The organism is Candidatus Poriferisodalis multihospitum (genome assembly GCF_028283155.1).
Taxonomy (GTDB): domain Bacteria; phylum Actinomycetota; class Acidimicrobiia; order Acidimicrobiales; family Poriferisodalaceae; genus Poriferisodalis; species Poriferisodalis multihospitum.
Map to the genome: position 1 here is coordinate 1 of NZ_JAPYOK010000103.1, position 24485 is coordinate 24485.

21 protein-coding genes, 1 tRNA gene and 1 pseudogene are annotated in these 24485 nt (G+C 62.9%); 17 read left to right on the forward strand and 6 right to left on the reverse strand.

Features of this window, described 5'->3' with window-relative positions; genetic code table 11:
- Window positions 1–1220: pseudogene (locus tag VI480_RS11725) on the forward strand (restriction endonuclease subunit S); the annotation flags it as partial.
- Complete coding sequence (locus VI480_RS11730; protein WP_323673034.1) at window positions 1220–4300, forward strand: type I restriction endonuclease subunit R; 3081 nt, start codon at window positions 1220–1222, stop codon at window positions 4298–4300. The pseudogene VI480_RS11725 and the gene VI480_RS11730, both read left to right, overlap by 1 nt.
- 96 nt (window positions 4301–4396) lie before the next feature.
- On the opposite strand, the gene VI480_RS11735 is transcribed toward VI480_RS11730, so the two are convergent.
- Window positions 4397–5419 (reverse strand): IS481 family transposase, encoded by a 1023-nt coding sequence (locus VI480_RS11735; protein WP_416246683.1) that lies wholly within the window; start codon window positions 5417–5419, stop codon window positions 4397–4399.
- Between the two features lie 16 nt (window positions 5420–5435).
- Here VI480_RS11735 and VI480_RS11740 point away from each other — a divergent pair, with 16 nt between their 5' ends.
- From VI480_RS11740 to VI480_RS11770, 7 genes are all read left to right on the forward strand, one after another.
- Window positions 5436–6185, forward strand: coding sequence for a hypothetical protein (locus VI480_RS11740; RefSeq protein WP_323673035.1), 750 nt, complete (start codon window positions 5436–5438; stop codon window positions 6183–6185).
- Window positions 6182–6538 (forward strand): hypothetical protein, encoded by a 357-nt coding sequence (locus VI480_RS11745; protein WP_323673036.1) that lies wholly within the window; start codon window positions 6182–6184, stop codon window positions 6536–6538. The genes VI480_RS11740 and VI480_RS11745 overlap by 4 nt, the downstream gene beginning before the upstream one ends.
- A 134-nt stretch (window positions 6539–6672) precedes the next feature.
- A complete protein-coding gene (locus VI480_RS11750; RefSeq protein ID WP_323673037.1) occupies window positions 6673–7359 on the forward strand; it encodes a toll/interleukin-1 receptor domain-containing protein in 687 nt (228 codons plus the stop codon).
- A gap of 265 nt (window positions 7360–7624) precedes the next feature.
- Window positions 7625–8554: a hypothetical protein gene (locus tag VI480_RS11755; RefSeq protein ID WP_323673038.1), complete on the forward strand. Its 930-nt coding sequence runs from the start codon at window positions 7625–7627 to the stop codon at window positions 8552–8554.
- Between the two features lie 124 nt (window positions 8555–8678).
- Complete coding sequence (locus VI480_RS11760; protein WP_323673039.1) at window positions 8679–9308, forward strand: hypothetical protein; 630 nt, start codon at window positions 8679–8681, stop codon at window positions 9306–9308.
- Window positions 9309–9654: 346 nt separating this feature from the next.
- Window positions 9655–9882, forward strand: a complete 228-nt coding sequence (locus VI480_RS11765) for a hypothetical protein (protein WP_323673040.1) — start codon at window positions 9655–9657, stop codon at window positions 9880–9882.
- Window positions 9883–9977: 95 nt separating this feature from the next.
- Window positions 9978–11417: a DUF2971 domain-containing protein gene (locus VI480_RS11770; protein ID WP_323673041.1), complete on the forward strand. Its 1440-nt coding sequence runs from the start codon at window positions 9978–9980 to the stop codon at window positions 11415–11417.
- A gap of 125 nt (window positions 11418–11542) precedes the next feature.
- On the opposite strand, the gene VI480_RS11775 is transcribed toward VI480_RS11770, so the two are convergent.
- The 3 genes from VI480_RS11775 to mmsA form a co-directional block, all read right to left on the reverse strand.
- Window positions 11543–12475 carry a hypothetical protein gene (locus tag VI480_RS11775; protein ID WP_323673042.1) on the reverse strand — a complete coding sequence of 311 codons (933 nt, stop codon included), beginning with the start codon at window positions 12473–12475 and terminating at the stop codon, window positions 11543–11545.
- 277 nt (window positions 12476–12752) lie between these two features.
- Window positions 12753–13013, reverse strand: a complete 261-nt coding sequence (locus VI480_RS11780; RefSeq protein ID WP_323673043.1) for a hypothetical protein — start codon at window positions 13011–13013, stop codon at window positions 12753–12755.
- A gap of 249 nt (window positions 13014–13262) precedes the next feature.
- Entirely contained in the window at window positions 13263–14546 is a 1284-nt protein-coding gene (gene mmsA / locus VI480_RS11785) for a CoA-acylating methylmalonate-semialdehyde dehydrogenase (protein ID WP_323673044.1), read from the reverse strand.
- Window positions 14547–14697: 151 nt separating this feature from the next.
- Here mmsA and VI480_RS11790 point away from each other — a divergent pair, with 151 nt between their 5' ends.
- From VI480_RS11790 to VI480_RS11805, 4 genes are all read left to right on the forward strand, one after another.
- The gene (locus VI480_RS11790) at window positions 14698–15222 is read left to right on the forward strand and encodes a VOC family protein (RefSeq protein WP_323673045.1); all 525 of its coding nucleotides are present in this window, start codon (window positions 14698–14700) and stop codon (window positions 15220–15222) included.
- Window positions 15223–15225: 3 nt separating this feature from the next.
- Entirely contained in the window at window positions 15226–16179 is a 954-nt protein-coding gene (locus VI480_RS11795) for an SDR family NAD(P)-dependent oxidoreductase (RefSeq protein WP_323673046.1), read from the forward strand.
- A 68-nt stretch (window positions 16180–16247) separates the two neighbouring features.
- Window positions 16248–17384, forward strand: coding sequence for a glycine cleavage T C-terminal barrel domain-containing protein (locus tag VI480_RS11800; protein WP_323673047.1), 1137 nt, complete (start codon window positions 16248–16250; stop codon window positions 17382–17384).
- A 48-nt stretch (window positions 17385–17432) separates the two neighbouring features.
- A tRNA-Gly gene (locus tag VI480_RS11805) sits at window positions 17433–17504 on the forward strand.
- A 216-nt stretch (window positions 17505–17720) separates the two neighbouring features.
- Here the strand turns inward: VI480_RS11805 and VI480_RS11810 are convergent.
- The gene (locus VI480_RS11810) at window positions 17721–18356 is read right to left on the reverse strand and encodes an ATP-dependent Clp protease proteolytic subunit (protein ID WP_416246684.1); all 636 of its coding nucleotides are present in this window, start codon (window positions 18354–18356) and stop codon (window positions 17721–17723) included.
- 53 nt (window positions 18357–18409) lie between these two features.
- Window positions 18410–19969, reverse strand: a complete 1560-nt coding sequence (gene tig, locus VI480_RS11815; protein WP_323673049.1) for a trigger factor — start codon at window positions 19967–19969, stop codon at window positions 18410–18412.
- Between the two features lie 213 nt (window positions 19970–20182).
- On the opposite strand from tig, the gene clpX reads away from it, so the two are divergent.
- The 4 genes from clpX to VI480_RS11835 all read left to right on the forward strand — a co-directional run bounded on the left by clpX (window position 20183) and on the right by VI480_RS11835 (window position 24478).
- Window positions 20183–21448 carry an ATP-dependent Clp protease ATP-binding subunit ClpX gene (gene clpX / locus VI480_RS11820; protein ID WP_323673050.1) on the forward strand — a complete coding sequence of 422 codons (1266 nt, stop codon included), beginning with the start codon at window positions 20183–20185 and terminating at the stop codon, window positions 21446–21448.
- Between the two features lie 77 nt (window positions 21449–21525).
- Window positions 21526–22869: a bifunctional folylpolyglutamate synthase/dihydrofolate synthase gene (locus tag VI480_RS11825; protein ID WP_323673051.1), complete on the forward strand. Its 1344-nt coding sequence runs from the start codon at window positions 21526–21528 to the stop codon at window positions 22867–22869.
- A gap of 62 nt (window positions 22870–22931) precedes the next feature.
- The gene (gene ndk, locus VI480_RS11830) at window positions 22932–23420 is read left to right on the forward strand and encodes a nucleoside-diphosphate kinase (protein WP_323673052.1); all 489 of its coding nucleotides are present in this window, start codon (window positions 22932–22934) and stop codon (window positions 23418–23420) included.
- Window positions 23420–24478 (forward strand): rod shape-determining protein, encoded by a 1059-nt coding sequence (locus VI480_RS11835; protein ID WP_323673053.1) that lies wholly within the window; start codon window positions 23420–23422, stop codon window positions 24476–24478. Before ndk ends, VI480_RS11835 begins: the two co-directional genes overlap by 1 nt.
- The last annotated feature ends 7 nt before the right edge of the window (window positions 24479–24485 follow it).

Genomic DNA, 24485 nt, shown 5'->3' on the forward strand with positions numbered 1-24485 from the left:
GATCGCCCTCGCTGTCACGCTCATCATCGTCATCAAACTCATCGACCACCGCGACCGCTGGCAACCCCAATGACCCACCTATCGGCGCTCGCTCTAAGGACTCAGAGGACTGGCGAGACATCGGGGTGCCGGCGTTGGTTGAAGCGTCCTCCGGTGACTTCGTGTGCGGCTATCACCTGGGTGTCATTCGCCCTGGAGACGAGGCCAGCGCCGCCTACCTGTTTTGGGCGCTCATGTCGGACGGGGTGAACAAGCAACTTCAAGTCTCGGCAACTGGCGTCACTCGATACGGAATAGCGAACGGATCTGTTGAAGGCGCGGTCCTCCCAAATCCACCACTCGGCGAACAGCGAGCGATTGCTGCACACCTCGACTGCGAATCGGCGCGCATCGACAAGCTGATCTTGATGCAGGAGTCGCTGATCGAGCGGCTCGACGAGTACCGGACGGCGCTCATCATGCAAACCGTGACAACAGGGCTGTCGAAGGAGGCAGCGAAGGCCGTGGGATTGGACCCGGAGCCGAAGCTACGGGATTCCGGGGTCGAGTGGCTCGGCGAAGTGCCAGCGCATTGGGAGATTGCTCGCCTCAAGTGGTCCACTACCGGTTGCATCGGTGGCGTGTGGGGTGATGAGCCCGATGGTGTGGACGATCTTCTGTGTGTTCGGGTGGCTGATTTCGATCGGCTTGCCGCCCGCGTCTCTTTGCGGAATCCAACTTTGCGTTCCGTATCAATTTCGCACCGTGAAGGCCGCATGCTGGGCGTCGGCGACTTGCTGCTGGAGAAGTCGGGAGGCGGTGCCAAGCAACTCGTTGGCTGCGTCGTTCTCTATGACCACGACGTACCCGCAGTGTGCTCGAATTTCGTTGGTCGGGTGGCGCTCGCCGAGAATGCACACCCTGCATATTGGACATACGTCCACCGGGCGCTGTACGCGGGCAAGCTCAACTATCCCGCCATCAAGCAGACGACGGGCATTCAGAATCTTGATACCGACGCCTACTTCGACACGCCGGTCGCGTTTCCGCCGTATCCAGAACAGATCGCAATCGCCGAGTACTTGGACACTGCCGCCGACCACATTGATGCCCTGCGGGCGAAGGCTCGATTGTCTATCGAACGGTTGTCGGAGTACCGATCGGCAGTGATTTCGGCTGCGGTGACGGGCAAGATCGATGTGCGCGACGAGGCGCTGGTTGGCGGCGAGGGTGGTGCATGATGTCTGTGCAGACATCGGAGCACGCATTCGAGTCGACAGTGGAATCGTTGCTCGGCCAGGCCAGCTGGACCTCGGTTCCCGCTCGTGAGTGGGACGTGGACCAGGCGCTGTTCCCGGATCGCATAACGGCCTTCCTGCAGTCGACGCAGCCGAAGCTCTGGGCCGAGGCCGAGGCGATCCATGGAGCGGAGCTTGAGGCACGCGTCCTAGAGCGATTAGGCAAAGAACTCGACCACAAGGGCACCTTGGAGGTCTTGCGTCACGGATTCAAGTTCGTCGGCAAGACATTTCGGCTGGCGTACTTCAAGCCAGCCCACGGCCTGAACCCCGATGCACTGGCGCAATTCGATGCCAACGAGCTGACCGTGACCCGGCAGGCTCGCTGCCATCCGGGCAACAACGACACGATTGACCTGTTGCTTGCGCTCAACGGGCTGCCGATCGCAACGTGTGAGCTGAAGAACCCGATGACGGGTCAGAGCTGGCGGCACGCCGTCAAGCAGTACTGCACGGACCGTGACCTGAATGCACCTCTGTTCCGGTTCGGCAAGCGGGCCTTGGTGCACTTCGCCGCGGACCCCGACGAAGTGCACATGACGACGCGGCTCGCGAAGGGCGACACACGGTTCTTGCCGTTCAACCGGGGCAGCCACCCCGGTCAGGTGGAGTGCGGCAAGGGCAACCCCCCAGTCAATTCGGGTTACCGCACCGACTACTTCTGGACGGAAGTCCTCGACCGGGATCGGTTCCTGGACATCATCGGTTCGTACATGTTCACCGAGCGGCGCGAGGAGAAGATCGTCGACGCCAAGGGTGATCGCACGAAGGTGAGCGAGACACTGGTGTTTCCTCGGTACCACCAGCTCGATGCCGTGAATCTGATGGTGAGCGCGGCGCGCGTCGAGGGCGCCGGCCGCAACTATCTCGTGCAGCACTCGGCGGGCAGCGGCAAGACGAATTCGATTTCCTGGCTGGCGCATCGCCTATCGAGCTTGCACACCACCGACGACGACAAGGTCTTCGATTGCGTGCTGGTCATCACTGATCGCCGGGTGCTCGATGCGCAGCTGCAGAACGCGATCTACCAAATCGAGCACACCCAAGGCGTGGTGCAGGCCATCGACGAAGACTCGGAGCAGCTTGCCCGGGCGCTCGTTGACGGCACGAAGATCATCGTCACGACCCAGCAGAAGTTCCCGTTCGTGCTGGACAGGCTGCTCGGGATCGCAGGTGCCGCTGCGCCCGATGCTGCCAGCGAGACCGAGCGTGAGCAGGCCGCTGCGATGGCGCAACAACTGGCATCGCGGCGCTACGCGATCATCGCGGACGAGGCGCATTCGAGCCAGACCGGTGAGACAGCGCTCAAGATGAAGTCACTGCTCGGCGCAGGGGCGCTCGCCGGTGGCGGTGACTTGGAGGACTGGCAAGACGGCCTCAATGCCGTGGTCGAGTCAAGGGGTCCGCAGCCGAATCTGAGCTTCTTCGCGTTCACGGCGACGCCCAAGGGCAAGACGATCGAGCTTTTTGGCCGCCCCTCCTCCGGTGACCCCGCGGGCAAGCCGGTGCCGTTCCACACCTACAGCATGCGGCAGGCGATCGAAGAGGGATTCATCCTGCACGTGCTGGACCACTACACCGACTACGACACCTACTTCAAGCTCGTCAGCACTGCCGAAGAGGACCCTGACTTCCCGAAGCGCAAGACCGCCGTCAAGCTCGCCCGGTTCGTCAAGCTGCATGAGCACAACCTGTCCCAGAAGACCGAAATCATCATCGAGCACTTCCGCAACCAGGTGAAGCACTGCATGGGCGGGCGTGCCAAAGCGATGGTGGTGGCGTCGTCCCGGCTGCACGCGGTTCGCTACATGAACGCGTTCAACGACTACATCGACGCGCAGGGCTACGACGATGTGCGGCCGCTGGTGGCGTTCAGCGGCACCGTCGTCGATCCCGACACCGGGGCCGAGTACACCGAGCCGAAGATGAACATCGACGTGGTGTCGGGCACGCCGATCAGCGAAGCGGCGCTGCCCGCCCGGTTCGCCTCGCCGGACTACCAGGTGCTGCTGGTCGCCGAGAAGTACCAAACCGGCTTCGACCAGCCGCTGCTGCAGGCCATGTACGTCGACAAACCGCTCTCGGGCGTGCATGCCGTGCAGACACTGTCGCGCCTCAACCGGACAGCACCCGGCAAGCAACCGCCGTTCGTGCTGGATTTCGTGAACTCGCCGACCGACATCGCTGCGGCGTTCGCTCCCTACTACGGCGTGACGCAGTTGAGCGAGCGGTCCGACCCGTACCAGCTGAATGAGCTCGCCTTCAATCTCGACCAGGCGCAGGTCTACATGCAGTCCGAGGTGGACGAGTTTGCATCGGTGTTCTACCTGCCGCCTCACAAGAAGAAGTCGAGCGATCACGCCCTCTTGGAGGGTGCTTTACAACAGGCGGTCGACCGCTTCGAGGCGCTCGACGAGGACGCACAGCACGAGTTCCGGGACCAGCTGAGCGCCTATGTGCCGCTGTACGCGTTCCTCAGCCAGATCATCCCGTACGCCGACGGGGAGCTGGAGCGGCTCTACTCCTTCGGCCGCATGCTGCTGCCCAGGCTGCACATCGGCGATGAGCCTGAGCCCGTCGATCTCGGCGGCGACATCGAATTGGAGTACTACCGCATCCAGAAGGTGTCGAGCGGTGCGATCAGCCTCGATGGCGACGACACAACGGTGTCGCCCCCCACCGACGTCGGCACCGGCAAGGCCGAGGAGGAGAAGGAGCCGCTGTCACAGATCATCGACCGGCTCAACCAGCAGTTCAGCACCAACTTCGACGAGAGCGATCGCCTCTTCCTCGAACAGGTCCAGAACGACGCCCTCCAGGCCGACGACATGCGCGCCACCGCGCACGCCAACGACCTCGACAAGTTCATCCTCGCCGAACGTCAGCACCTCAGAAGCCTGATGCTCCAGCGCCTCACCGGCAACGACGAGTTCGTCAACAAGTGCCTCAACAACAAGGACTTCGGCGAGATCGTCGAAGTCGGCCTCCTCAACGAGATCTTCGCAGCCGTCCGTGCGCGCTAGACACCACGAGCTTATGACTAAGCGTTGCCATACACCGGACGAGCGGGAATAGGGTCTCGACATGTTGGTGTCAGCCGCCGCGGCCCAAGTTACTGCTCACTCGATGTCCAGCAAGAATGAAGGACTGATTGGATGGCTGTCGGATACAGGACTTAACGTCGCCACCCTCGTATTGCTCCTAGTTGTCGGTTCGCGTGGTGCGGGCGGGCCGCCGATTGCGGTGTGGTGTCGGTGGCAGTTGTAGTCGTGGATCCAGCGGGCGAGGCGAACCCTGCGGTCGGACTCCGAGCGGAACACCCGGGCATAGAGGAACTCGTCAGCCAGGGTGCGGTTGAACCGCTCGGCCTTGCCGTTGGTCTGGGGCCGGCAGGGGCGGGTGCGGCGGTGTTTGATCCGCCGCTCGGCGAGCAGATCGGAGAACGCGTCGGAGCAGAAGTTGGGGCCGTTGTCGGTGAGCACCTCGTCAACGGCGAGGTCGTTGGACCAGAACCAGTCCTGGGCTCGCCGCCAGAACCCGCACAGCGTGTCGGCTTTCTCGTCGTCGAGCGCTTCGAGGGACGCGACCCGGGAGTAGTCGTCGATCGCCACATGGATGAACGTGTAGCCGCGGCGCTTGCGCCGCCGCCGCTGCTTGGCCCTCGCCGACCCACGGCCGTGGACCCGCCAGCCGCCGCCGGGCGGGACTCTGCCGACCTTCTTGACGTCGAGATGAACCAGCTCGCCCGCAGCAGTGCGCTCGTAGCGGCGGATCACCCGTCCGGCGGGACGGTCCATCCAGCTGAGCCTGTTCAGACCGTGACGCTTGAGGACCCGCCAGATCGTCGAGGGGGGCACCCCGGTGCGAGCCGCCAAGAACACCGGGCCCCGCTTGGTGCTGCGCCGCAGCCGGCAGATCCGCTCCTCGGTCTTCGCCGCCGTGCGCCTGGGGGATCGTTGCGGCCGGCTGGACCGATCAACCAGCCCCGCCTCGCCCTCGGCTTGGTAGCGGTGCCACCACTTCGCCACCGTCCCACGGGACAGGCCCATCTGGCGGGCCACCTCGGACTGAGTCGTTCCAGCCTCGATCCGCTCCACCAACAGCCGCGCAGCGGGCGTCAAGCGAGCACTAGGGTGAGACATCGAGCCTCCTGTCGTCGTGGTTGTTCCCGCCAACACCACGCTCGCACAGGAGGCTCAACCCATCATTCTGCTACCAACCTCTATGTCCACGACATCTAGTTTGTATCTAGCGTTAGCGGATGCTTCCATTGTGCCGGAAGAGCAGTCTTTCTGGGCGACGACTGCTTTAGGATGGCTCACGCTGATTGTTCTTACCGTCAGCGGCATCGTGCTGCCCGTGACCTACTGGTACATCGTCAATCGCCCTAACATTGTTGTGCGCCCTAGGTTCGACGCCGGTCTTGTCACATTTGAGATCAGCAATCAGGGACGTGCTACAGCGCGCGATCCGGATATCCATTGCTCGATGCTCAATGTGGGCAGGGAACCAGATGCCCCTGTACTGGACACGAGATTTCCCGAATTCCACGCCAAGCAGGAAGTCGTCTATTTTGTGGGACCCGGGCATCAAGTAATCGACAAAGAACCATATCTGGTCATCACGAGCCATCGAGTATGGCTGCTCGACAAGCTGCCGGTCCGAACTAAGAAACGCACCTTCACAATAGATCTGGGTGCCTACACTGACACCCTCGTTGATCTCGAATCGCCGAGCAAACTTGTCGATGAGGTGCAGCAACTGAGTCGCAATGTTCAAGACGTTTTGCAGTTCATGGTGTACAAGCACGACCGTCGCCGGTATCGCGTAGAGCGTGCCCGGCGTTGGTTCGCCGATGCCAAGACGCGTATCGGCAATCGGCTTCGAATCCGCAAGGAAGCAAGATGAGCCGCCTGTCGATGACCTTCGGGACTGATGCCGATATGCCTCGAACATTCACCAGCCGCCACGATGGTCTGATTGTCCTAGCGGACCGCATGACGATTGCGCTGTACCGATGTAGCCGTCTCGGTGATTCAATGCTGGGCTACTCAACGCTGGATCAGCGCTCAGCGGAACTGCGCTTCACCGTATACATGAATGACAACACTGCTGTGCTCGACGACGCGAACGCAGCATACGGAACGCCTGAAGGCTGCATATGTATCGGAGACCACGAATTCGGGATCGTGACCCTGAACAGCTGGTGGAAACGCGGTTCCATAGCTCGGTATTTCGCGAGGCTCACAGCATTTGCTTGATGCTCATTCGACTGCGTTGCGTGCAACGAGCGCATGCATACGCTGCTGTGGTTCCGATTGTCGTCCAAGTGTCCATTGCTGTGACCGGCGGATATCCTACTTCGAGCGCAACCAGCTGCTGAGGGAGCTGCAGTATGCCTCGAACCAAGATAGCGCTGTGGGGTGGACCGGGACTCCGGTTCTTCATCAGCCACAGCCATGTTGACAAAGTGACAGCCGCTGCGCTGAAGGAGGAACTGGAGAGCCTCGGCGCACATGCGTTCGTTGCCCATGAGGACATCAAGCCGACGAGCCATTGGCAGGACGAGATGCTTGATGCGCTCGGGAGCATGCATGTTCTCGTTGCGCTGCTTACGAAGGATTTTCGCAAAAGCAAATGGACCGATCAAGAAGTTGGCTATGCGATATCTTCCAGCGTGCCGGTCATTCCAATTCGAATGGACGTTTCACCATACGGTTTCATGAGCGATGTCCAAGCTCTGCGGGGCAATGATTCAGCCGGAAAATGGGCTAAAGCCCTAGTTGAGTACGCATTCGAGAGTGACGATCTGGCATCCCCTTGCTTCAGAACGATTCTGAACGCAACAAAGAACTGCCTGAACTACAAGGCAGCAGACGTCCTGCTACGGGACGTCTTGCCGATGTATCGACACTGGACCCCAAGGAGGGCACGCAGGTTCGTGCGTGCCTACAACGAGAGTCAGCAAGTCTATGACTCAGTCCGATATCGAGGTCAAGGCTTCCTCACTGCCTTGAATGATCAGACTAACGGTCAATTCTCGGTAAGCAAGGACTACAAGCTGAAATGGTCACAACCTTGATCGAAGATTGCACAACCAAGCCGCCTCTCCGATCGCCGGCGCTGTGCCTTCCGCGCCGCAGACGTGACATCGGGACATCCGGCGTGATCCGCGCACCCAGACCGGCAGTGACGATGCTCGCAAGCTGGCTGAGGTTCGGCTAGCCGTGCTGAGGAGCAGCGCCGTCAGAGCTGCGAGGTTCGGCAACGGCCGCAGTTGTCGTTGACCTAGACGGAGATCGCCGCGATCCGCGGTATTCGAGATCGGTCACGCGAGACTTCTCGCCATGGATCTCGGCGCTCTGCTGGCGGTCATCGTGACGGCTGTCGTCACCGCATCTGTCTCGCTGGTTGTCGGCAAGCTTTCTGCCGTCCGTCGAGGTCTCGCGAGCGGTGTTCGTCGTGTCGTGCGAGCGTTCAACTACGTGAGGCGCTTCGTGTTCGCCTCCCGGCGCACGCGGCGACATGCGCGAGCCGATTTCGTTTCTCGCCGCAATGGTCTTTCGCTGCCTGCCCTGGGGATCACGCTGTTCCGATGGTACGACAGGCATCCGGATCTGATCGAGTACATGCTGCGAGTGGTGCGGAAGAACCGCAGCGAGACCGTCAGGCGCGAGGTCGCAGAGCTGCTGTGGGTAAACAAGCCAGCTTCGCAGCTTCGGGTCAACGACATTGTCCACCGCCATCAATACACCGTTGGTCATGTCCTGTGGGTAGAAGCAGACTCCGATTCTGAGCGGATACTCGCGGTGCTTGACGCCACCGCGAGCACTGAACAGACATTCCAACCGATGCGCGACGAAACGGTGCGCGTCGTGCGAGGCGAGTGGTGCCCGATCGACGACTGCAGATACTGCGAGATGACCCCGCGGCAGATCGAGACGATCGGCGCAATGTGGGCGAAGGCGAATGAAGCGAAAGCCGAGCTGAGACGCCTTAAGCGCGAATTCCGGTCAGGCAAAGTGAACAGTGCCGAAGAAGCGAGATCGATGCTCGCAGGCCTCGCCGACTCTGAGCTGATTGCACGATACGGTCACGGCAGGTCGAGCAACTCGCAGTCTGCAGCGAGCGGTGTCGAGCTTCCAGCAGGAACAGTCGGGGAAGTCATATCGCTCGCCGATTCCGGCTGGTCATTTCACATCACTCGGCTTGCGGAGCATGCGCGGTTCTGCGGTGTTCTCGTCTCCGACTGGCTGCCGCCGGAGAACGCGTCATGATAAACCGAACGGGTCCGCTGAATCCGTCGGAGGCATCGGGGGCAAACGCTGAGGCTGCCCATATGGCAGATTCGTCAGGGGTGTCCGACGGGATGCCACCAGTGCATCTTGGCGAGTAGCCGCGATGGATACGGCTCAGATCATCTCGACGATCGGATTGCTTGCGGCAACCACGGTGCTAGTTGGCATCGAATACGTGCGCTGGCGTCCAGTCTTGGTTCTCAATGTCCGTTACATCCAATGCTTCGACGGTTGGCATGCCGTTCTGGAGATTATGAACATCGGCGGCTCAGCAGCATCCGGCGTCGAATTCGAGTTCGAGGACTTGAGCACCGCATTCGTGAACCACCCCACAGCAGCTGCTGAAATGTCGGAGAATCTGAGATATGACACACTCATTCCGAACCGAGCGCGGTACCTGTATCTCAGCAACGTTCATGTCCGTCACACTCAAGACGAAGAACTACGTGAACGGCTAGGAGAAGGCTCGATCTACCGGAGCGAGACCCATCTGGGAACCCTCAAGGGCAGGGTGTCATACAAGAGATACTTCAGGCGTCGACGCATGATCAGTTTCGAACTTGAACCTGATCCGAGATGGTGGCTAGGCGAGCTACCGGATTTCTCTACCAACAGCCTGGACTCCATCCTGGAGTTGGACGACAAGGCGCGCCGCCACAACTTGTTCGCCGAGGTCATGCACGCTCACCCCGAGCTAGACGAAGAGGACGAAGGCAATCCGTCAGATTCTTAACCCCCTCGGATCGCACAACCTCCGGCGAACAGCCCTACTGTCCCCCGACCGATTCCTGCCCTGACAAGCAGCTCGGCGGCGAGCGTTGCGCCGCATCCTGTTCGGGTCGGCGGCGAAACTCGAAAGCGCTTCGCGAGCCGCTGTTCAGCAATGGTCGCGCGCTGTATCGCGCAACGCGCGGATCGCTTAGGCGCGCTGTTGAGCGGAGTGGCTTAAGGGCGGGCGTTGGCTCATGAATTCGGCCCAGCAATGAAGCACACTGTGCAGCCGCACACGCCGAAGGGCAGGTCTGAGACTGTGAACGTAATGACGCAGATCTGACGGCACCTCCGAATAGGGTGTCCACATGGACGAGAGCAGTGATGCGGCGAATATCGTCAGGGCGCTTCAGGCATGGTCGATTGATGCTTTGGAGCACCTGGAAGCGATCCGAGAAAAGGCACGCGCACACGGCGCGCCTCACGAACCACCTACGAACGACTGGTCGTACTGGAATCATGTTGCGCTTCGTCGCACCATCGTTACGTTGCGCGAAGCTCTTGACGGACTCACGACAGACATGAAGTCTCCATGAGCAATTGAGTCAGGTCGCATCGCAGCGATGCCGAGTCCGCTCCGATCCGACCATCGAAGTGTCCACCTAATCGAACTACCTCAGTCTGGTCAACGATGGATGAGATTTACCGCTTTCGGTCCTGCGAGCAGATTCTTGGGACTTATCGAGAGCTTGAAACGCAGACGATCTTTTTCGCAGAGCCGTCAGCCCTCAATGATCCTATGGAGACGGCACGCGGTTTTGTGTGGCGAGGCGATGCGATCGCATGGACCAACTTGTTCCGGCATTACGTGAATTGTGTTCACAACTTCTACTTCCTGCTACGACTGACCGAAGAAACCGATCGCGTCACACCTGCTGATATCGCTATCAATGGAAGATGGGACAGTCCCCCGACTGCAGGCATCAAAGAACTCGTCAACTATGTTTGGCACGAGACGAATCGAGTATTGCCAATTGTCGAGTTCGCCGAACATCTTGCACAGATGGGGCGCGACATCAATGCAGACGAGCTTGAATTCTACTATACGTGCATTCACGTGCACGTTCTAGCCGCAGCCAAACAGTCGCATGTCGATCTTGGACTGATGGACCCTGCAGAGGCACCCGGCATCTTGCCTCCATCACCGGCGATCAATCTCCACGCGTACCTTGATCGGCTTCAGGAGGCAAGGCAGGAGGAAGACGCTCTCTCGGAGATTTTGGAGGCGCAATGCCAACTCATGCGAAGGATGCGCCTTAATGTCAAACTGTCCGAACCGAGATCGGAAAAAAGTATTGCTGAGCACAACCGTGACCTACTGGTCTTAGATTTCCCTAGGGCATACGTTCAGCAGTTGGCGCGAGCAACTGGTCCCATTTGGTATACAGCCTGTTTCACTGAGAGCTATTCAAATACCGCTCAATGGGGCAACTACGCCGACAAGCACGAGGGAGTCTGTTTCGTTTTCGAAATATCCAATGATGAGTCGGGTCAGTACCTTACCCTTCACGAAGACGCTGTAGGCGATCGCAGCGTTGAACCTGAGATTCGAGACTCAAGCATCGCACTGCGCAAGGAACTAACCCGGGTGCAGTATGTCGAGCGTTTGCCAGAAGTGGATTTCTTCGCCCGGATCAGCCAACTTCCCGAACGCTCACTGCGCGCAATCTGGTACACGGATGACGAAGGCAACTTGTCCTCCGTCGCTTCACACATCGCTCTTGACGCTTCGTTAGATGACTGGAGGGAAACTCTCTGGTCAGAGTATCGTCGAGACATCTGCACCAAGACGACTGAATGGGCTTACGAACAGGAACATCGGATCGCCCACTACAGCTCGATGGGCGACGCACTGTCGAGGGAAGAACGATTGCTCTCGTACAGCTTCTCGGCGCTCCGAGGCATCATCTTCGGCATCAACACAACGGATGAGAACAAGATCGCCATCATCGACCTGATCAGACGAAAGTGCCAGGCAGCCGGTCGCACGGAGTTCGACTTCCGTCAGGCTTACTACTCCTGGAACACCAGACAGATCGAGTCCTACCCGCTCGATCTCGAAATGACGTAGGGATGTGCCGATGAATGGGAACCCAAATTGCCTAACGGCACCATGTCAGGGACCCTGCCGGAAGATCCAGCGAAGCTGCTGTCCCTTGCGGTGAACGGCCGTTGAAGGCTTACTTCTCGGAGCGATCAGTTTTTGTGTGATCTCAGTATGGCGCTGCTGAAATGGAGCAGGGCGATGGCTTGGAGGCTGTTGATTTCGGTGCCGTAGTCTGTTGCCTCGCCGTGCAGGACTCGATGTCGGTTGAGGTCGGAGAAGCCCGCGGGGCGTTTCTTTCTTGGCTGTCGGAGCTTCCATTCTGCGTTGGTCAACGCTTGCAGCAGGCGTTCGATGATGCCACCTTTGGCTCGTCCGCCTTGCGCAGCTGCGATGACATCGTGGATATTTCCTCCAAACAGGTTGTGCCCGCAGCGTTCATGCCAGATGCCGTCGCTCTGCGCAAGAAAGATCGGTACTGAGAGGTTGAACGTCCCGTCCCGATGTGCCGCGAACGCATCACGCAGGATGGATTGCCGATGCGGGCACTCCTGCGCGACCTCGGTCTCGATGCTGTCGATGTGATCTCGAATCAGTTGGCACATCCGCTCATGAGCACGTGCTTCATCATGTGTGAACTGCTCGGCGATCGCACGTGCCTCTTCCTCACTCGCGTGCAAGGGAACACACCAGCCGCGCGTGATCAGTTCAGCTACGTGCTCCGAGTCCAAGATGCCTGTGGGATCGACACTCGGAAGCGTGAACGTGCTCAATCGCCCGAGGGCATCAAACTTGCTCTGGATGTGCTCGACGTACGTGCTGGGACCTCGAAGCACTCGCTCGTCGAGACCGAGCGTCAGACTCGGCAACCGCCCCAGATCGCTCCGCCACGCTCCGAGTGCCGACGAGAGATTCGAGTGCTGCAATCGCCCGAGCGCGGACTCGACAGCGCCGAAAGTCAGCGCAGACTGAAGCGCGCCGACCTTCGAACCCGTCACGGCGTCCCACTGAGACGTCATCGCGGCGGCATCCACCAGCGAGCTACGCACGTCGAGATGCCTGAGATTCGACACAGCGATGTCCATGTGTCGATTATGGACACACTGAGCCTGTGAACAGGTCGGAGTTTCACTGAAGTGATTCGCGTCTGCCGAAACCCCCGAACACACGGCGGTTTTGCGGCGTCCGGTGCTGTCGCGCTGTCCAGGACGACGAGCGGAGCGCGCGACTGCACCAGTCAGCAACGTCACGCTGAACGTGCTGTCAACCTGTCCGTCGGTGCGAGACAGATGCTGTGTGACATCGCTGCGCCGTCATCCATTATCGGCAGCACCTGCTTCGAGCAGCTCAGGCTCGAACTCGCTACGTCTCAGACCCCTGCAGCTCGTGAAGGGCGCTCCGCACGTCCGGTGGGAGCTTGTCATGCATGACGGTGAAGGTGACTCGGTAGCCGCCGAAGTCGCTCTTGTAGTCGAAGCGGTCGATTGCGCAGTCCACCCAATCGACTGCGATGTTGTCGAAGTCGAACGGTGCGAGCACGCTCGCTCGTATATCGCCAAGTCCCGCGAGCGCTGAACGGAGATGACGCACTCGCTCGCCGTGCTGTCTGGTCTCGTCTGTCATGCCGCCAGTGTCCCACGCACTTGTCCGGCAAGGACTCCCAGTCGAGGACAAACACTTGAAGCCGTGCGCCTCGCACCATGCGTACATGCTGCGGATGTATCTCCGCCCGCCACAACCGCGACGATCAGCGCCCTTTCGGGGCAATCTGAGGCCCCGAAAATGTGTACCTATTCGCGAAAAAATGTAGAGAATTCCTGAATGGCACCCCGAACCCGCAGGTCAACCTAAGTGCCTGTTGCGCCACGAGGCTCAACGGGCGGTGGGGAAGCCCAGGTCGACACCGCGGTCGGCGGGGTCTGGCCAGTGCTCGGTGACTGCCTTCAGCCGGGTGTAGAAGCGAATGCCCTCGGGGCCGTGCATGTGGTGGTCGCCGAACAGCGAGTCCTTCCAGCCGCCGAACGAGTGGTACGCCATCACCTCGTCGAGCAGCGTCGGGCCCACCCAGTAGCCGTCAGGATGGCCGTCCACTACCAGCTCACGGCCGTCACGCTGCACCACGGCGCCTTCGGATTCGCCCAAGTCGATATAGCTGAGCACCCGGTCGCGGTGCTCGGCGGTCACCAGCGGGCCCATGTCCACCGACTCCGCCCCGAGGCCCGGGCCGATACGCAGTGCGTCGATCCGATCGCAGATCGCATTCGACAAGTCGTCGGCGATGGCGCCCACCGCCACCACCACCGAGATTGCCATGCAGCGCTCGCCGGCCGAGCCGTACCCGGCCGACACTGCGGCGTCCGCAGCCTGACCGATGTCGGCGTCGGGCAGCACGATCATGTGATTCTTGGCGCCGCCGAGTGCCTGCACCCGCTTGCCGGCCATTGATGCCGTTCGGTGCACGTGGCGGGCGATCGGCGTCGAGCCCACGAAGCTCACCGCGTCAATCCCCGGGTGCTCGCACAAGCCATTCACGGCATCGGCATCGCCGTGCAACACGTTGAAGACCCCGTCGGGCAATCCCGCTTCGGCAAACAGCTCGCCGATCCGTACCGCCACCGATGGGTCTTTCTCGGATGGCTTCAGCACGAAGCAGTTGCCGCAGGCGATGGCCACCGGGTACATCCACATCGGCACCATCGCCGGGAAGTTGAACGGCGTGATGCCGGCGACCACGCCGACCGGCTGGCGAACCGTGTAGGCGTCGTGCTCGGTGCTGATGTCGTCGGTGCGCTCGCCCTTCAGCAGCTGACCGACGCCGCAGGCGAACTCGACCACCTCGATGCCGCGCCGCATCTCGCCCAGCGCATCTTCCCGTACCTTGCCGTGCTCAGCCGAAACCATCTCGGCCAGCTCCAGGCGGTGCTCTTCGAGCAGTTCGCGGAACGCGAACATGACTGCTGCACGGGACGAGAGCGACGCCTCCCGCCACCCCGCCCAGGCCGTACGCGCTGCACCCACCGCGTCATCTACATCACCGGGCGAGGCCATCGGGACCGTGGCGACGACGCTGCCAGCGACCGGGTCGGTCACCTCGAACATCGTCTTCGGCGAGCCCTGCGTGCGCCGGCCTCCAATCCAGTGGTCGACCTGCCTCATGGGAGTCCTCCTTGCCGGCAGCGCTCAGTATTGGGCGAGCGTGCTGAATGTCCATCTCCAATAAGCCCTGATTTTCGCAGCCTTGCAGGGTGAGCGGGAACGCTTGGCCGGCGGTATCGCGGTCAGCGGGCCGTGGCTAGAGTCCGCGCCCATGAGTGATGTCAATCCCATCCCTGCAGACCGGCCATTCGTCGTGCCCTACATGACCATCGGGGCTCGCACCGACGGATCGCCGGGCGGCGCTGCCGACGCCATCGAGTGGTACGCGGCAGCCTTCGGCGCCCAAGAGACCAACCGCCAGATGGCGCCGGGAGGCAACAAGGTGATGCACGCCGAGTTGGTGCTCGGCGACGGCTTGCTATTCCTAGCTGACGACTTCCCCGAGTGGGGCGGTGAAGCATCTGCGCCTTCCGCGCTGAATGGCTCGACCGTCACGCTGCACCGTTATGTCGCCGACTGTGACGCGACTATCGAGAAGGCGGTGACGATGGGCGCGGAAGTGCTCATGCCGCCCGAGGACATGTTCTGGGGTGACCGCTTCGGCAGCATTCGCGACCCATTCGGGCATAAGTGGTCTATAGCGACCCATATGCGAGATGTGAGCCCAGAGGACATGGAAGCCGCAGCAGCGGCGATGTTCGCCGAGGGACCGGACCAAGAACAATCAGGGGGTTGAGCTATGGCAGTAACTGATCTTGCGGGACGCATCGCCGTGGTGACCGGCGGCGGGACTGGCATGGGCCGTGAGCTGGTTCGCCAGCTCGCCGCTGCCGGGTGCCATGTCGCTGCGTGCGACCTGAATGCCGAAGAACTGGCACGAACCGCCGAGTTGGCGACCGGCGGCTCAAGCGGTGTGCGCATCACCACGCACGATTGCGATGTGACGGACGCCGACGCGGTTGCGGCATTCGCCGCCGAAGTGGCAGCGTCGCACGACACCGACCACATCAACCTGCTGTTCAACAACGCCGGCGTCGGCGGCGGCGGCAGCTTCGTCATCGACGACCAACGCGCCGCCTGGGACACGACCTTCGCAGTGTGCTGGAACGGCGTGCTCAATTGCGCTCGCGCCTTCATGGACATGCTCGTGCGCTCAGACGCGGGGGCGATGGTCAATACCAGCAGCATCAACGGCTTTTGGGCGACCGTCGGTCCCGGCGCGCCGCACACGTCGTACTGCGCAGCCAAGTTCGCCGTGAAGGGCTTCACGGAGGCACTGATGCAAGACCTCGAGATTCACGCTCCCCACGTCAGCGCTCACGTGGTGATGCCCGGGCACATCGGCACCTCGATTGCGCTCAACAGCTTCTCCGTCCATGGCGTCGATGTGCCCCTCATCCGCAAGAACATGGCAGCTCGCGGGGTCGACCTCGATGCGTTCAGCGACGAGGACGTCGAAGCACTGGTCAGGGACCGCAACACCCGATTCCGCGACGATGCGCCCACCTCAGCGGCGCAGGCGGCCGAAATCATCCTGTCGGACGTGCTGGTGGGCCGGTGGCGGATCCTGGTCGGCGATGACGCCTACCGGATTGATGAGCGAGTGCGAGCCGATCCGGAATCGGCATATACGCCGGAGTTCTTCGAGGTATTCCGTGACGAAGGCCACCTGCAGGCCTTTCCGCCCCGCTAGGCGGCCCCGCCTGTCCTGCGCACGGAGCAGCAACTGTCCGATGAACCTGATCAGGTGAAGCCGATCAGGTGGAGTTGATCGTCGGTCCCCGGACCAGAGTCACGCCGTTCACCGACCGCGCCGTAGCGGCGGGCATGACGAAGGCGATGGTGTACAACCACACCGTCCTGCCGATCGGCACCGACGATCCCTCGGCGGAGTACCGGGCGCTCACCCAGGCGGCGGCGATCTGGGACGTGGGCTGCGAGCGGCAGGTGCAGATCACGGGGGCGGATGCCCACCGCTTGGTCACCTACCTCTGTGCCCGCGACTTGCGCGACCTGCCGGTAGGCGTGGCCCGCTATGCGCCGATGTGCGATCACGACGGCCGCTTGGTGAACGACCCGATGGCGCTGCGCATTGACGAGACGACGTTCTGGCTCTCGATTGCCGACAGCGACGTGTTGCTGTGGGCACGAGCCGTCGCGGGCGAAGGCGGGTACGACGTCGAAGTGACCGAGCCCGATGTCTGGCCGCTGGCGATTCAAGGCCCCCGTGCCGCCGATGTGGTCGCCGCCGCTCTGGGGGAATGGGCACGCGAACTGCGCTTTTTCAGCTTCGCCCGCCATGATCATGGCGACATTCCCATGGTGGTGTGCCGTTCGGGCTGGTCGGGCCAGGGCGGGTTCGAGCTCTTCTTGATGGACAGCACCAAGGGCGAGCAGCTCTGGGACCTGCTGTGGGAGGCCGGCCAGCCCTTCGGGTTGGGGGTCGGCGCGCCGAACAATCCCGAGCGCATCGAGAGCTTCCTGCTGTCCTTCGGCGGCGACACCGATCCCGAGACCGACCCCGACGAGGCCGGTATCGGTCGCTTCGTCAGCCTGAGCGGTGACGACGATGGCCCGGAAGCCTCGACCAGTCACGACTTCATTGGCAAGGCGGCGCTGCGCGCCCGGCGGGCATCGGGAAGCCAGCGGCGTCTCGTCGGGCTGGTGATCGACGGCGACGCGCCGTCGCCCCTGCGGTCGCCCCGCTCGGTTCAGAGCCCCGACGGCCACCCGGTCGGCACGCTGCGAGCCCTCGCACGATCCCCGCGCTTCGACGCCAATATCGGCCTCGCGCTGCTGGACCCGCCGTGGTTCGAACCCGGCACCGAGCTGCGGGTCAGCCTCGACGGCGCCAACCGAGCTGCCACCACGACAACGCTGCCATTCAACCTCGACTGAAATCAGTACAGGCCTGTCCAGCACGCACCGCTACCCTCGGCCGTCGCCGCGGACGTAGTTCAATGGCCAGAACCTCAGCCTTCCAAGCTGATGATGCGGGTTCGATTCCCGTCGTCCGCTCGCCACAACCTCAGCCTTCCAAGCTGATGATGCTGGCAGCACATGGTGTGCTGCGGGGGGCTCAGTGATTCCCGTCGTCCGCTCGCTACCGGTCGCCGAGGCCACGGCCGCTCCGGCGAGGCGCTGTGGGTGGCGCCGAACGGGGCCCCCGCAGCCCGCAGCTTGCGAGGACTGCGGGGTGTTCGGCGACAGGACCCGCAGCGCCGGGGGCAGATGTCAGGCGGCGCGGATTGGACCGTCTTCGAGCACCTGGCGATTCGCGATCACCTCGTCGATGATCCCGTACTCCTTGGCTGCGTCGGCGTCCATGATGAAGTCACGCTCCGTATCGGTGTGGATGCGCTCAAGATCTTGGCCGGTGTGGTGCGCAATGATCCGCTCGAGCCGCTCACGCATGCGGTCGATCTCCCGGGCCGCCAGCTCGATGTCGGTCGCCTGACCCATGGCCTGCCCGTAGGGCTGGTGCAGCAGCACCCGCGCATTGGGCAGTGCCATCCGCTTGCCCGGAGTGCCCGCGGCCAGCAGCACTGCCGCCGCCGAGGCCGCCTGACCCAGGCAGATCGTCGTGATGTCGTTGCGGATGTACTGGCTGGTGTCGTAGATGGCGAACAGCGAGCTGATATCGCCGCCCGGCGAGTTGATGTAGATGTTGATGTCCTTGTCGGGGTTCTCCGACTCGAGATGGATCATCTGTGCGCACACCAAGTTGGCGACGACGTCGTCAATGGGCGTGCCCAAGAAGATGATGTTCTCCTTGAGCAGCCGGGAATACAGGTCGTACGCGCGCTCGCCTCGATTGGTCTGCTCCACGACGGTGGGCACCAGGTAGTTGGTGGCGCGGTACCGCTCGATGCTGTGGTCCCCCTGAGGACGAGCGTCATGCGAACTTACGGAGAACTCGGCTGTCACGGTGTGTCCCCTCTGTCGTCAGAGTCTGTGTCGTCAAGATTGTCGTCGGTGTCGTCGGCGCCCCCGGCATCGTCAGCCGTGGGCAGTTCGAGCGCCGAACGCTCGATGGTGTCGCCGTCCGGTCCGATGAGTGTGGCGGCTTCTATGGCCCATTGCAGCGCCTTGCTCTTGCAGATCGCCGAGGTCAGCTGTGCCAGCCCATCGGTCTCGGCAATGACCTCGCGCAGCTGGGCGGCGCTGCGGCCGTCGGTCGCCGCCATGCGCTCTAGCTCTCCGTCGATGTCATCGTCGTCGGCTTCCAGCGCTTCGGACGCTGCCACGGCGCGAAGTGCCAAGTCCAAACGGACGCCGCGTTCAGCATCGTCTCGCAGCTCCCCGATGAACGACGCCGGCTCCTGACCGGTTGCCTCCAACCACTCCTCGATCGTCATGTTTCGCTGCTGCAGCCCGCTGCCCAGCTCTTGCATGCGATCCGCGATCGCCCCGCTGATCATGGCGTCGGGAACTGGTCCCTCCACGAGGTCCGCAATCTGTTTCTGCGCCTCATCCCGCAGCACCATGTTGGCCTGCATGATGCGGCCGAAGCTCAGTTGGCGGGTGGTGGCTTCGCGCAATTCGGCAACGCTGTCGTGCTCGGTGTTCTCATCCACCCAGTCGTCGGTGAGTTCGGGCAGCACCAGCTCCGACACCGTGTTGACAGTGATCTCGAAGTCGATCTCCATCTCTGGCTGAACCGGATGCGGCGCGCTGAACGACAAGGCGGCGCCGGCCTCGCAGCCGGTCAGATGCTCGTCGACCTCGGGAACGATGCCGCCGCTGCCGACCTCGTAGAGATAGTCCTGCGCCGCGAGCCCGGGAAGCGGTTCCCCCTCCACCGATCCCTCGATGTCGATCGTGACGCGATCGCCTTGCGCAGCGGCACGATCCACCTCGGCGATATCGGCGAACTGGCGGCGCGTCTCGTCAATACGGGCGTCTATCTCCTCGTCGGTCGGCACTGGGCTGGGAATCTCGATCTGCAGGCCTTCGTAGCCCGAGACGGACACCGCCGGCCGGACCTCGACGGTCGCTTCGAACGCCACCGGCCCGTCGCTGCCGTCGAGGGTCAGCTCCAGCTCGGGCTGGTTCACCACGTCGACGTGGTTGTCACGCACCGCCTCTGCGTAGTAGCGGGGGACCGCTTCTTCGAGCGCCTGAGCACGGCCGATCTCAGATCCGAAGTGCGACTCCAGCACGCGACGCGGTGCACGGCCCGGACGGAAACCAGGAATGCGCACTTCGCGAGCAAGCTTGCGGAAGGCGGCCTCGATGTCGGTGTCGAATGTCTCGGCGTCAACCTCGACGGTCAGCTTGACGCGAGGTCCGATGAACCTCTCGCTCGTGGCCTCGCTCTCGCCTGGGCTGTCCTCGCCGTCCGAGACGTCGGCATTCTCGGCGATTGGGCTCCCGGTGTCGTCGCCCGCCGATACGTCGTCGGGCTGGGACGGATCGGGTTGAGTAACTGGCGCAGGCCCGATGAAATCCGCTGGATCGAGCGGCGTCAGCGTCGTCTTCACGAAGCGCGGAGCCTACCGGCGCGCTGGCGGAGCCCCGTTCGGCGTCAGGCGCAACCCCTCGTTGCGACGTGTCGTGCAGCCGTTGCAGCGGCCCAACGCATCACGTGTTGTCGCGCATGCTGTGCCATCCTTGGCGGACGACTGGGGTGCACGCCTCGGTGTTGCACAGCTGTGCAAGAGTCGGCAAGCTCATTCGCAGGAGGGAGGTGCAGCGTGGCGAAGTTCGGCGAGGGCGGCGAACTGCTCAAGTGCTCGTTCTGCGGCAAGTCCCAGAAGCAGGTGCGCAAGCTCATCGCGGGTCCGGGCGTCTATATCTGCGACGAGTGCATCGACCTGTGCAACGAGATCATCGACGACGAGATCGAGACGACGACCGAGACGCCATTCGAGGCGGTGCCCAAGCCCCGCGAGATTTTCGCCTTCCTCGACGACTACATCATCGATCAGGACAGGACCAAGACGATTCTCTCGGTGGCTGTCTATAACCACTACAAGCGCATGCGTCTTGAGCCGTCCGGCCCGGGCGCCGCCGAAGACGTCGAGATCGCCAAGTCGAACATCCTGCTGATCGGCCCCACCGGCTGCGGCAAGACGATGATGGCGCAGACGCTGGCGCGCATGCTCAACGTGCCGTTCGCCATCGCCGATGCCACGGCGCTCACCGAGGCCGGTTACGTGGGTGAAGACGTCGAGAACATCTTGCTGAAGCTGTTGCAGGCAGCGGACTTCGACGTGAAGCGCGCGGAAACCGGGATCGTCTATATCGACGAGATCGACAAGATCGCACGCAAGGCCGAGAACGCATCGATTACCCGGGATGTCTCGGGCGAGGGCGTCCAGCAGGCGCTGCTCAAGATCCTGGAGGGCACCGTGGCATCGGTGCCCCCGCAGGGTGGCCGCAAGCACCCGCACCAGGAGTTCTTGCAGATCGACACCAGCAACGTGCTGTTCATCTGCGGGGGAGCGTTCGACGGGCTCGAGCGCCTCATCGCCGACCGTGTCGGCGAGCGCGGCGTCGGCTTCGGTGCGACGCTGCGCAACGCTACAGACAGCTCTGCGCTCGACATACTGCCGGACGTGCTGCCCGAAGACCTGCGGCACTTCGGCCTGATACCCGAGTTCATCGGCAGGCTCCCGGTGGTGGGCGTCGTCGATCCGCTGGGTCCCGACGCATTGCGACGCATCCTCACCGAGCCGAAGAATGCGCTGGTCCGCCAGTACCGCCGGATGTTCGAACTCGACGATGTTGAGCTCGAGTTCACCTCCGATGCACTCGAGGCAATCGTGGATCAGGCGATGCTGCGCAACACCGGCGCCAGGGGACTTCGAGCGATCCTCGAAGAAGTCCTGCTGGGGTTGATGTACGACCTGCCGAGCCGTGACGACGTGGCTCGCTGCATCGTCGACCGGAATGTGGTGCTGGACAAGGTGAACCCGACGCTGGTGCCCCGTTCGACCGTGACGCGCCGCGCATCTTGAACCCGGGGCCGCCAGACACTGGGCCGCCAGCATCAGCAGCTGGCCCGCTACGCGACTACGAGGCCGCTGTCGACTGGTTGGACTCCCACATCGACCTCGAGCGTCTGCTCGGCAGCCCCGAGGCGACGCCGCCCACGCTGGACCGCATGTGGACGCTCATGGGTGTCCTGGGCGACCCGCAGGACAGCGTGCCGGCGATTCACATCACCGGAACCAACGGCAAGGGCAGCACAGCACGGCTGGCCGTAGCACTGCTCGGGGCGTGCGGCCTCGCTGCGGGCAGCTACACCTCGCCGCACATCAATCGTGTCAACGACAGGATCGCAGTGGCCAACGAGCCGCTCGACGACGACTCGTTCACGATGGCGATCAGCGAGGTCGCCGTCTTCGAGCCGATGGTGATCGAGCGCTGCGGCGAACGGCCGAACTACTTCGAGGTGATGGCCGCGGCCGCGTACAACTGGTTTGCGTCCGCGGCCCATGTCAACGTGATCGAGGTGGGCATGGGCGGGCGCTGGGATGCGACCAACGTGGTGGACGCCGCGGTGGCGGTCATTACCAATGTGGGTGCCGACCATCTCGAGATCATCGGGCCCACGCTGGCAGACGTGGCCCAGGAGAAGGCAGGGATCATCTCCGCCGGGGCGACCGTCGTCTGCGGCGAGACGGCTCCCGAGCTCACCGACATCGTGGCCGCCGCAGCCACACAGGCAGATGCCGAGTTGTGGCGGAACGGCGTTGACTGGGACGTTCTGGACCGTCGGCTGGCAGTCGGCGGCCAGCTCGTGACCGTTCGCACCCCCTTCGGCGAGCACGCCGACCTCTTCGTGCCACTCCACGGCGCCCACCAGGCAACGAATGTCGCCACCGCCATCGCCTCAGTGGAGGCCTTCTTCGGTCGCCTTCTCGACGACGACGTCATAGCGGCTGCGCTGGACGGCATCTCGTTGCCAGCTCGCTTCGAGATCGTCGCCCGGCAGCCGACGGTGGTTATCGATGGGGCGCACAATCCCGCCGGTGCCGTCGCATTGCGCGACACGCTGGCGGAGTCGCTCCTGGTCGATTCGGACGGGGCCGACAGCGCCAGGGTGCTGGTCATCGGGGCGAACCGGCCGCACGATCCCGCCGCATTCTGCGAAGCACTCGGCCTCGGCCAGTTCGACGCAGTGGTAGCCACCGCAGCCCACTGGCCCCGCGCACTGCCGTCTGCGGAGATAGCAGCGGCCGTCGAGACTGTTCTGGGTGCTGACAGGCAGACCAGAGGCCGCTGGCGCCCGCCCGAGATCATCAGCACGGCCACTGTTTCGGAAGCTGTGCAAGCCGCCTGTGAACGGGCCGGTTCCGACGGGATCGTGGTGGTGAGCGGCTCACTGTACGTTGCCGCTGAAGCGCGGCGACTTCTGGGGGTTGACCCGCATTAGCCTCGGACGCGCAGCCAACGGCGCATCGCGCCAAGACGCGAGCCAGGCCGAGGGAGACAGCGATGCGGCAAACGCTGGTGATCTGTAAGCCCGACGCTGTCGAGCGCGGCCTCGTCGGCGAGATACTGAGCAGGTTCGAGCGCAAGGGGCTCGCTGTCGCGGCCTTGGAGCACGGGGTCATCGAGCGCGACACGGCCGAGCAGCACTACGCCGAACACGCTGGCAAGAGCTTCTACGCGCCGCTGCTGGAGTTCATCACGCGCTCGCCGTCGGTGGTCATGGTGCTCGAGGGTCCCGCCGACGCAGGCGACGACGTGTTCGCCGTGGTGCGCACCCTCATGGGTGCCACCAATCCCGCCACGGCGGCGCCTGGCACGATCCGGGGCGACTATGGACTGTCCCCGACCGAGAATCTCGTGCACGGCTCCGACAGCGATGCCTCCGCCCAGCGGGAGATCGCCCTGTTCTTCCCGTCGCTCGCACAAGCAGTTAACACAGCCCACAATGGCGCAGCCGAGAGCGCTGCGTCGATCAGTGAGGTGAGCGGCTGATGGCGTCGAACGGGTCATCCCGGCCGCGCCGGCGCGGATCGGTCTTCGGCGGCCGGGACATTGCGGTCGATCTCGGAACTGCGAACACGATCGTCTTCGTCCGCGGCAGGGGAATCGTGCTCAATGAGCCTTCGGTGGTCGCTGTCGACTCCATGACCGGCAACTCGCTGGCGGTCGGCCTCGAAGCCAAGCGGATGATCGGTCGCACACCCGGCAACATCACCGCGATCAGCCCTCTCAAGGACGGCGTGATCGCCGACTTTGACATCTGCGAGAAGATGCTCCGGCATTTCATCAACGAGGTCAGCCAGACGCGCTGGCCCAAGCCGCGCATGGTGATCTGCGTGCCATCGGGGATCACTGGGGTGGAGCAGCGCGCGGTGCAAGAAGCGGCCGAATACGCGGGCGCCCGCCGCGCCTACATCATCGAGGAGCCGATGGCCGCGGCGATCGGCGCCGGGCTGCCCGTGCAATCGGCGCAGGGAAGCATGATTGTCGACATCGGCGGCGGCACTACGGAAGTGGCCGTGATTTCGCTCGGCGGCATCGTGACGGCCCGCTCGGCTCGCATCGGCGGCAACATGATCGATGCGTCGATCAGCGCTCACGTCAAGAAGGAGCACGGTCTGGTCGTGGGCGAGCGCACCGCAGAGGAGATCAAGCTCGCATTGGGGTCGGCCTGGCCGCTGCAGCAGGAGATCTACGCCGAGGTCCGCGGCCGCGACATGGTCAGCGGGCTGCCTGAGTCGGTCAGCGTCGACAGCCAGGAGATACGCGAGGCGATCGCGGGGCCGGTCAGCGCCATTGTCGATTCGGTAAAGGCGACGCTCGATGACACGGCGCCAGAGTTGGCAGCCGATGTCATGGACTACGGCATCACGCTCGCTGGCGGCGGGGCGATGCTGCGCGGACTGCCGGATCGACTGCGCTCGGAGACAGGCGTTGCAGTCCACATCGCGGAGGACCCGCTGTTTGCCGTCGTGCGGGGTTCAGGCCAGACGCTCGAAGAATTCGACGTACTCCACGGAGTGCTGTACTCCTCCACCGAGGGGCGCTGACGCCCCC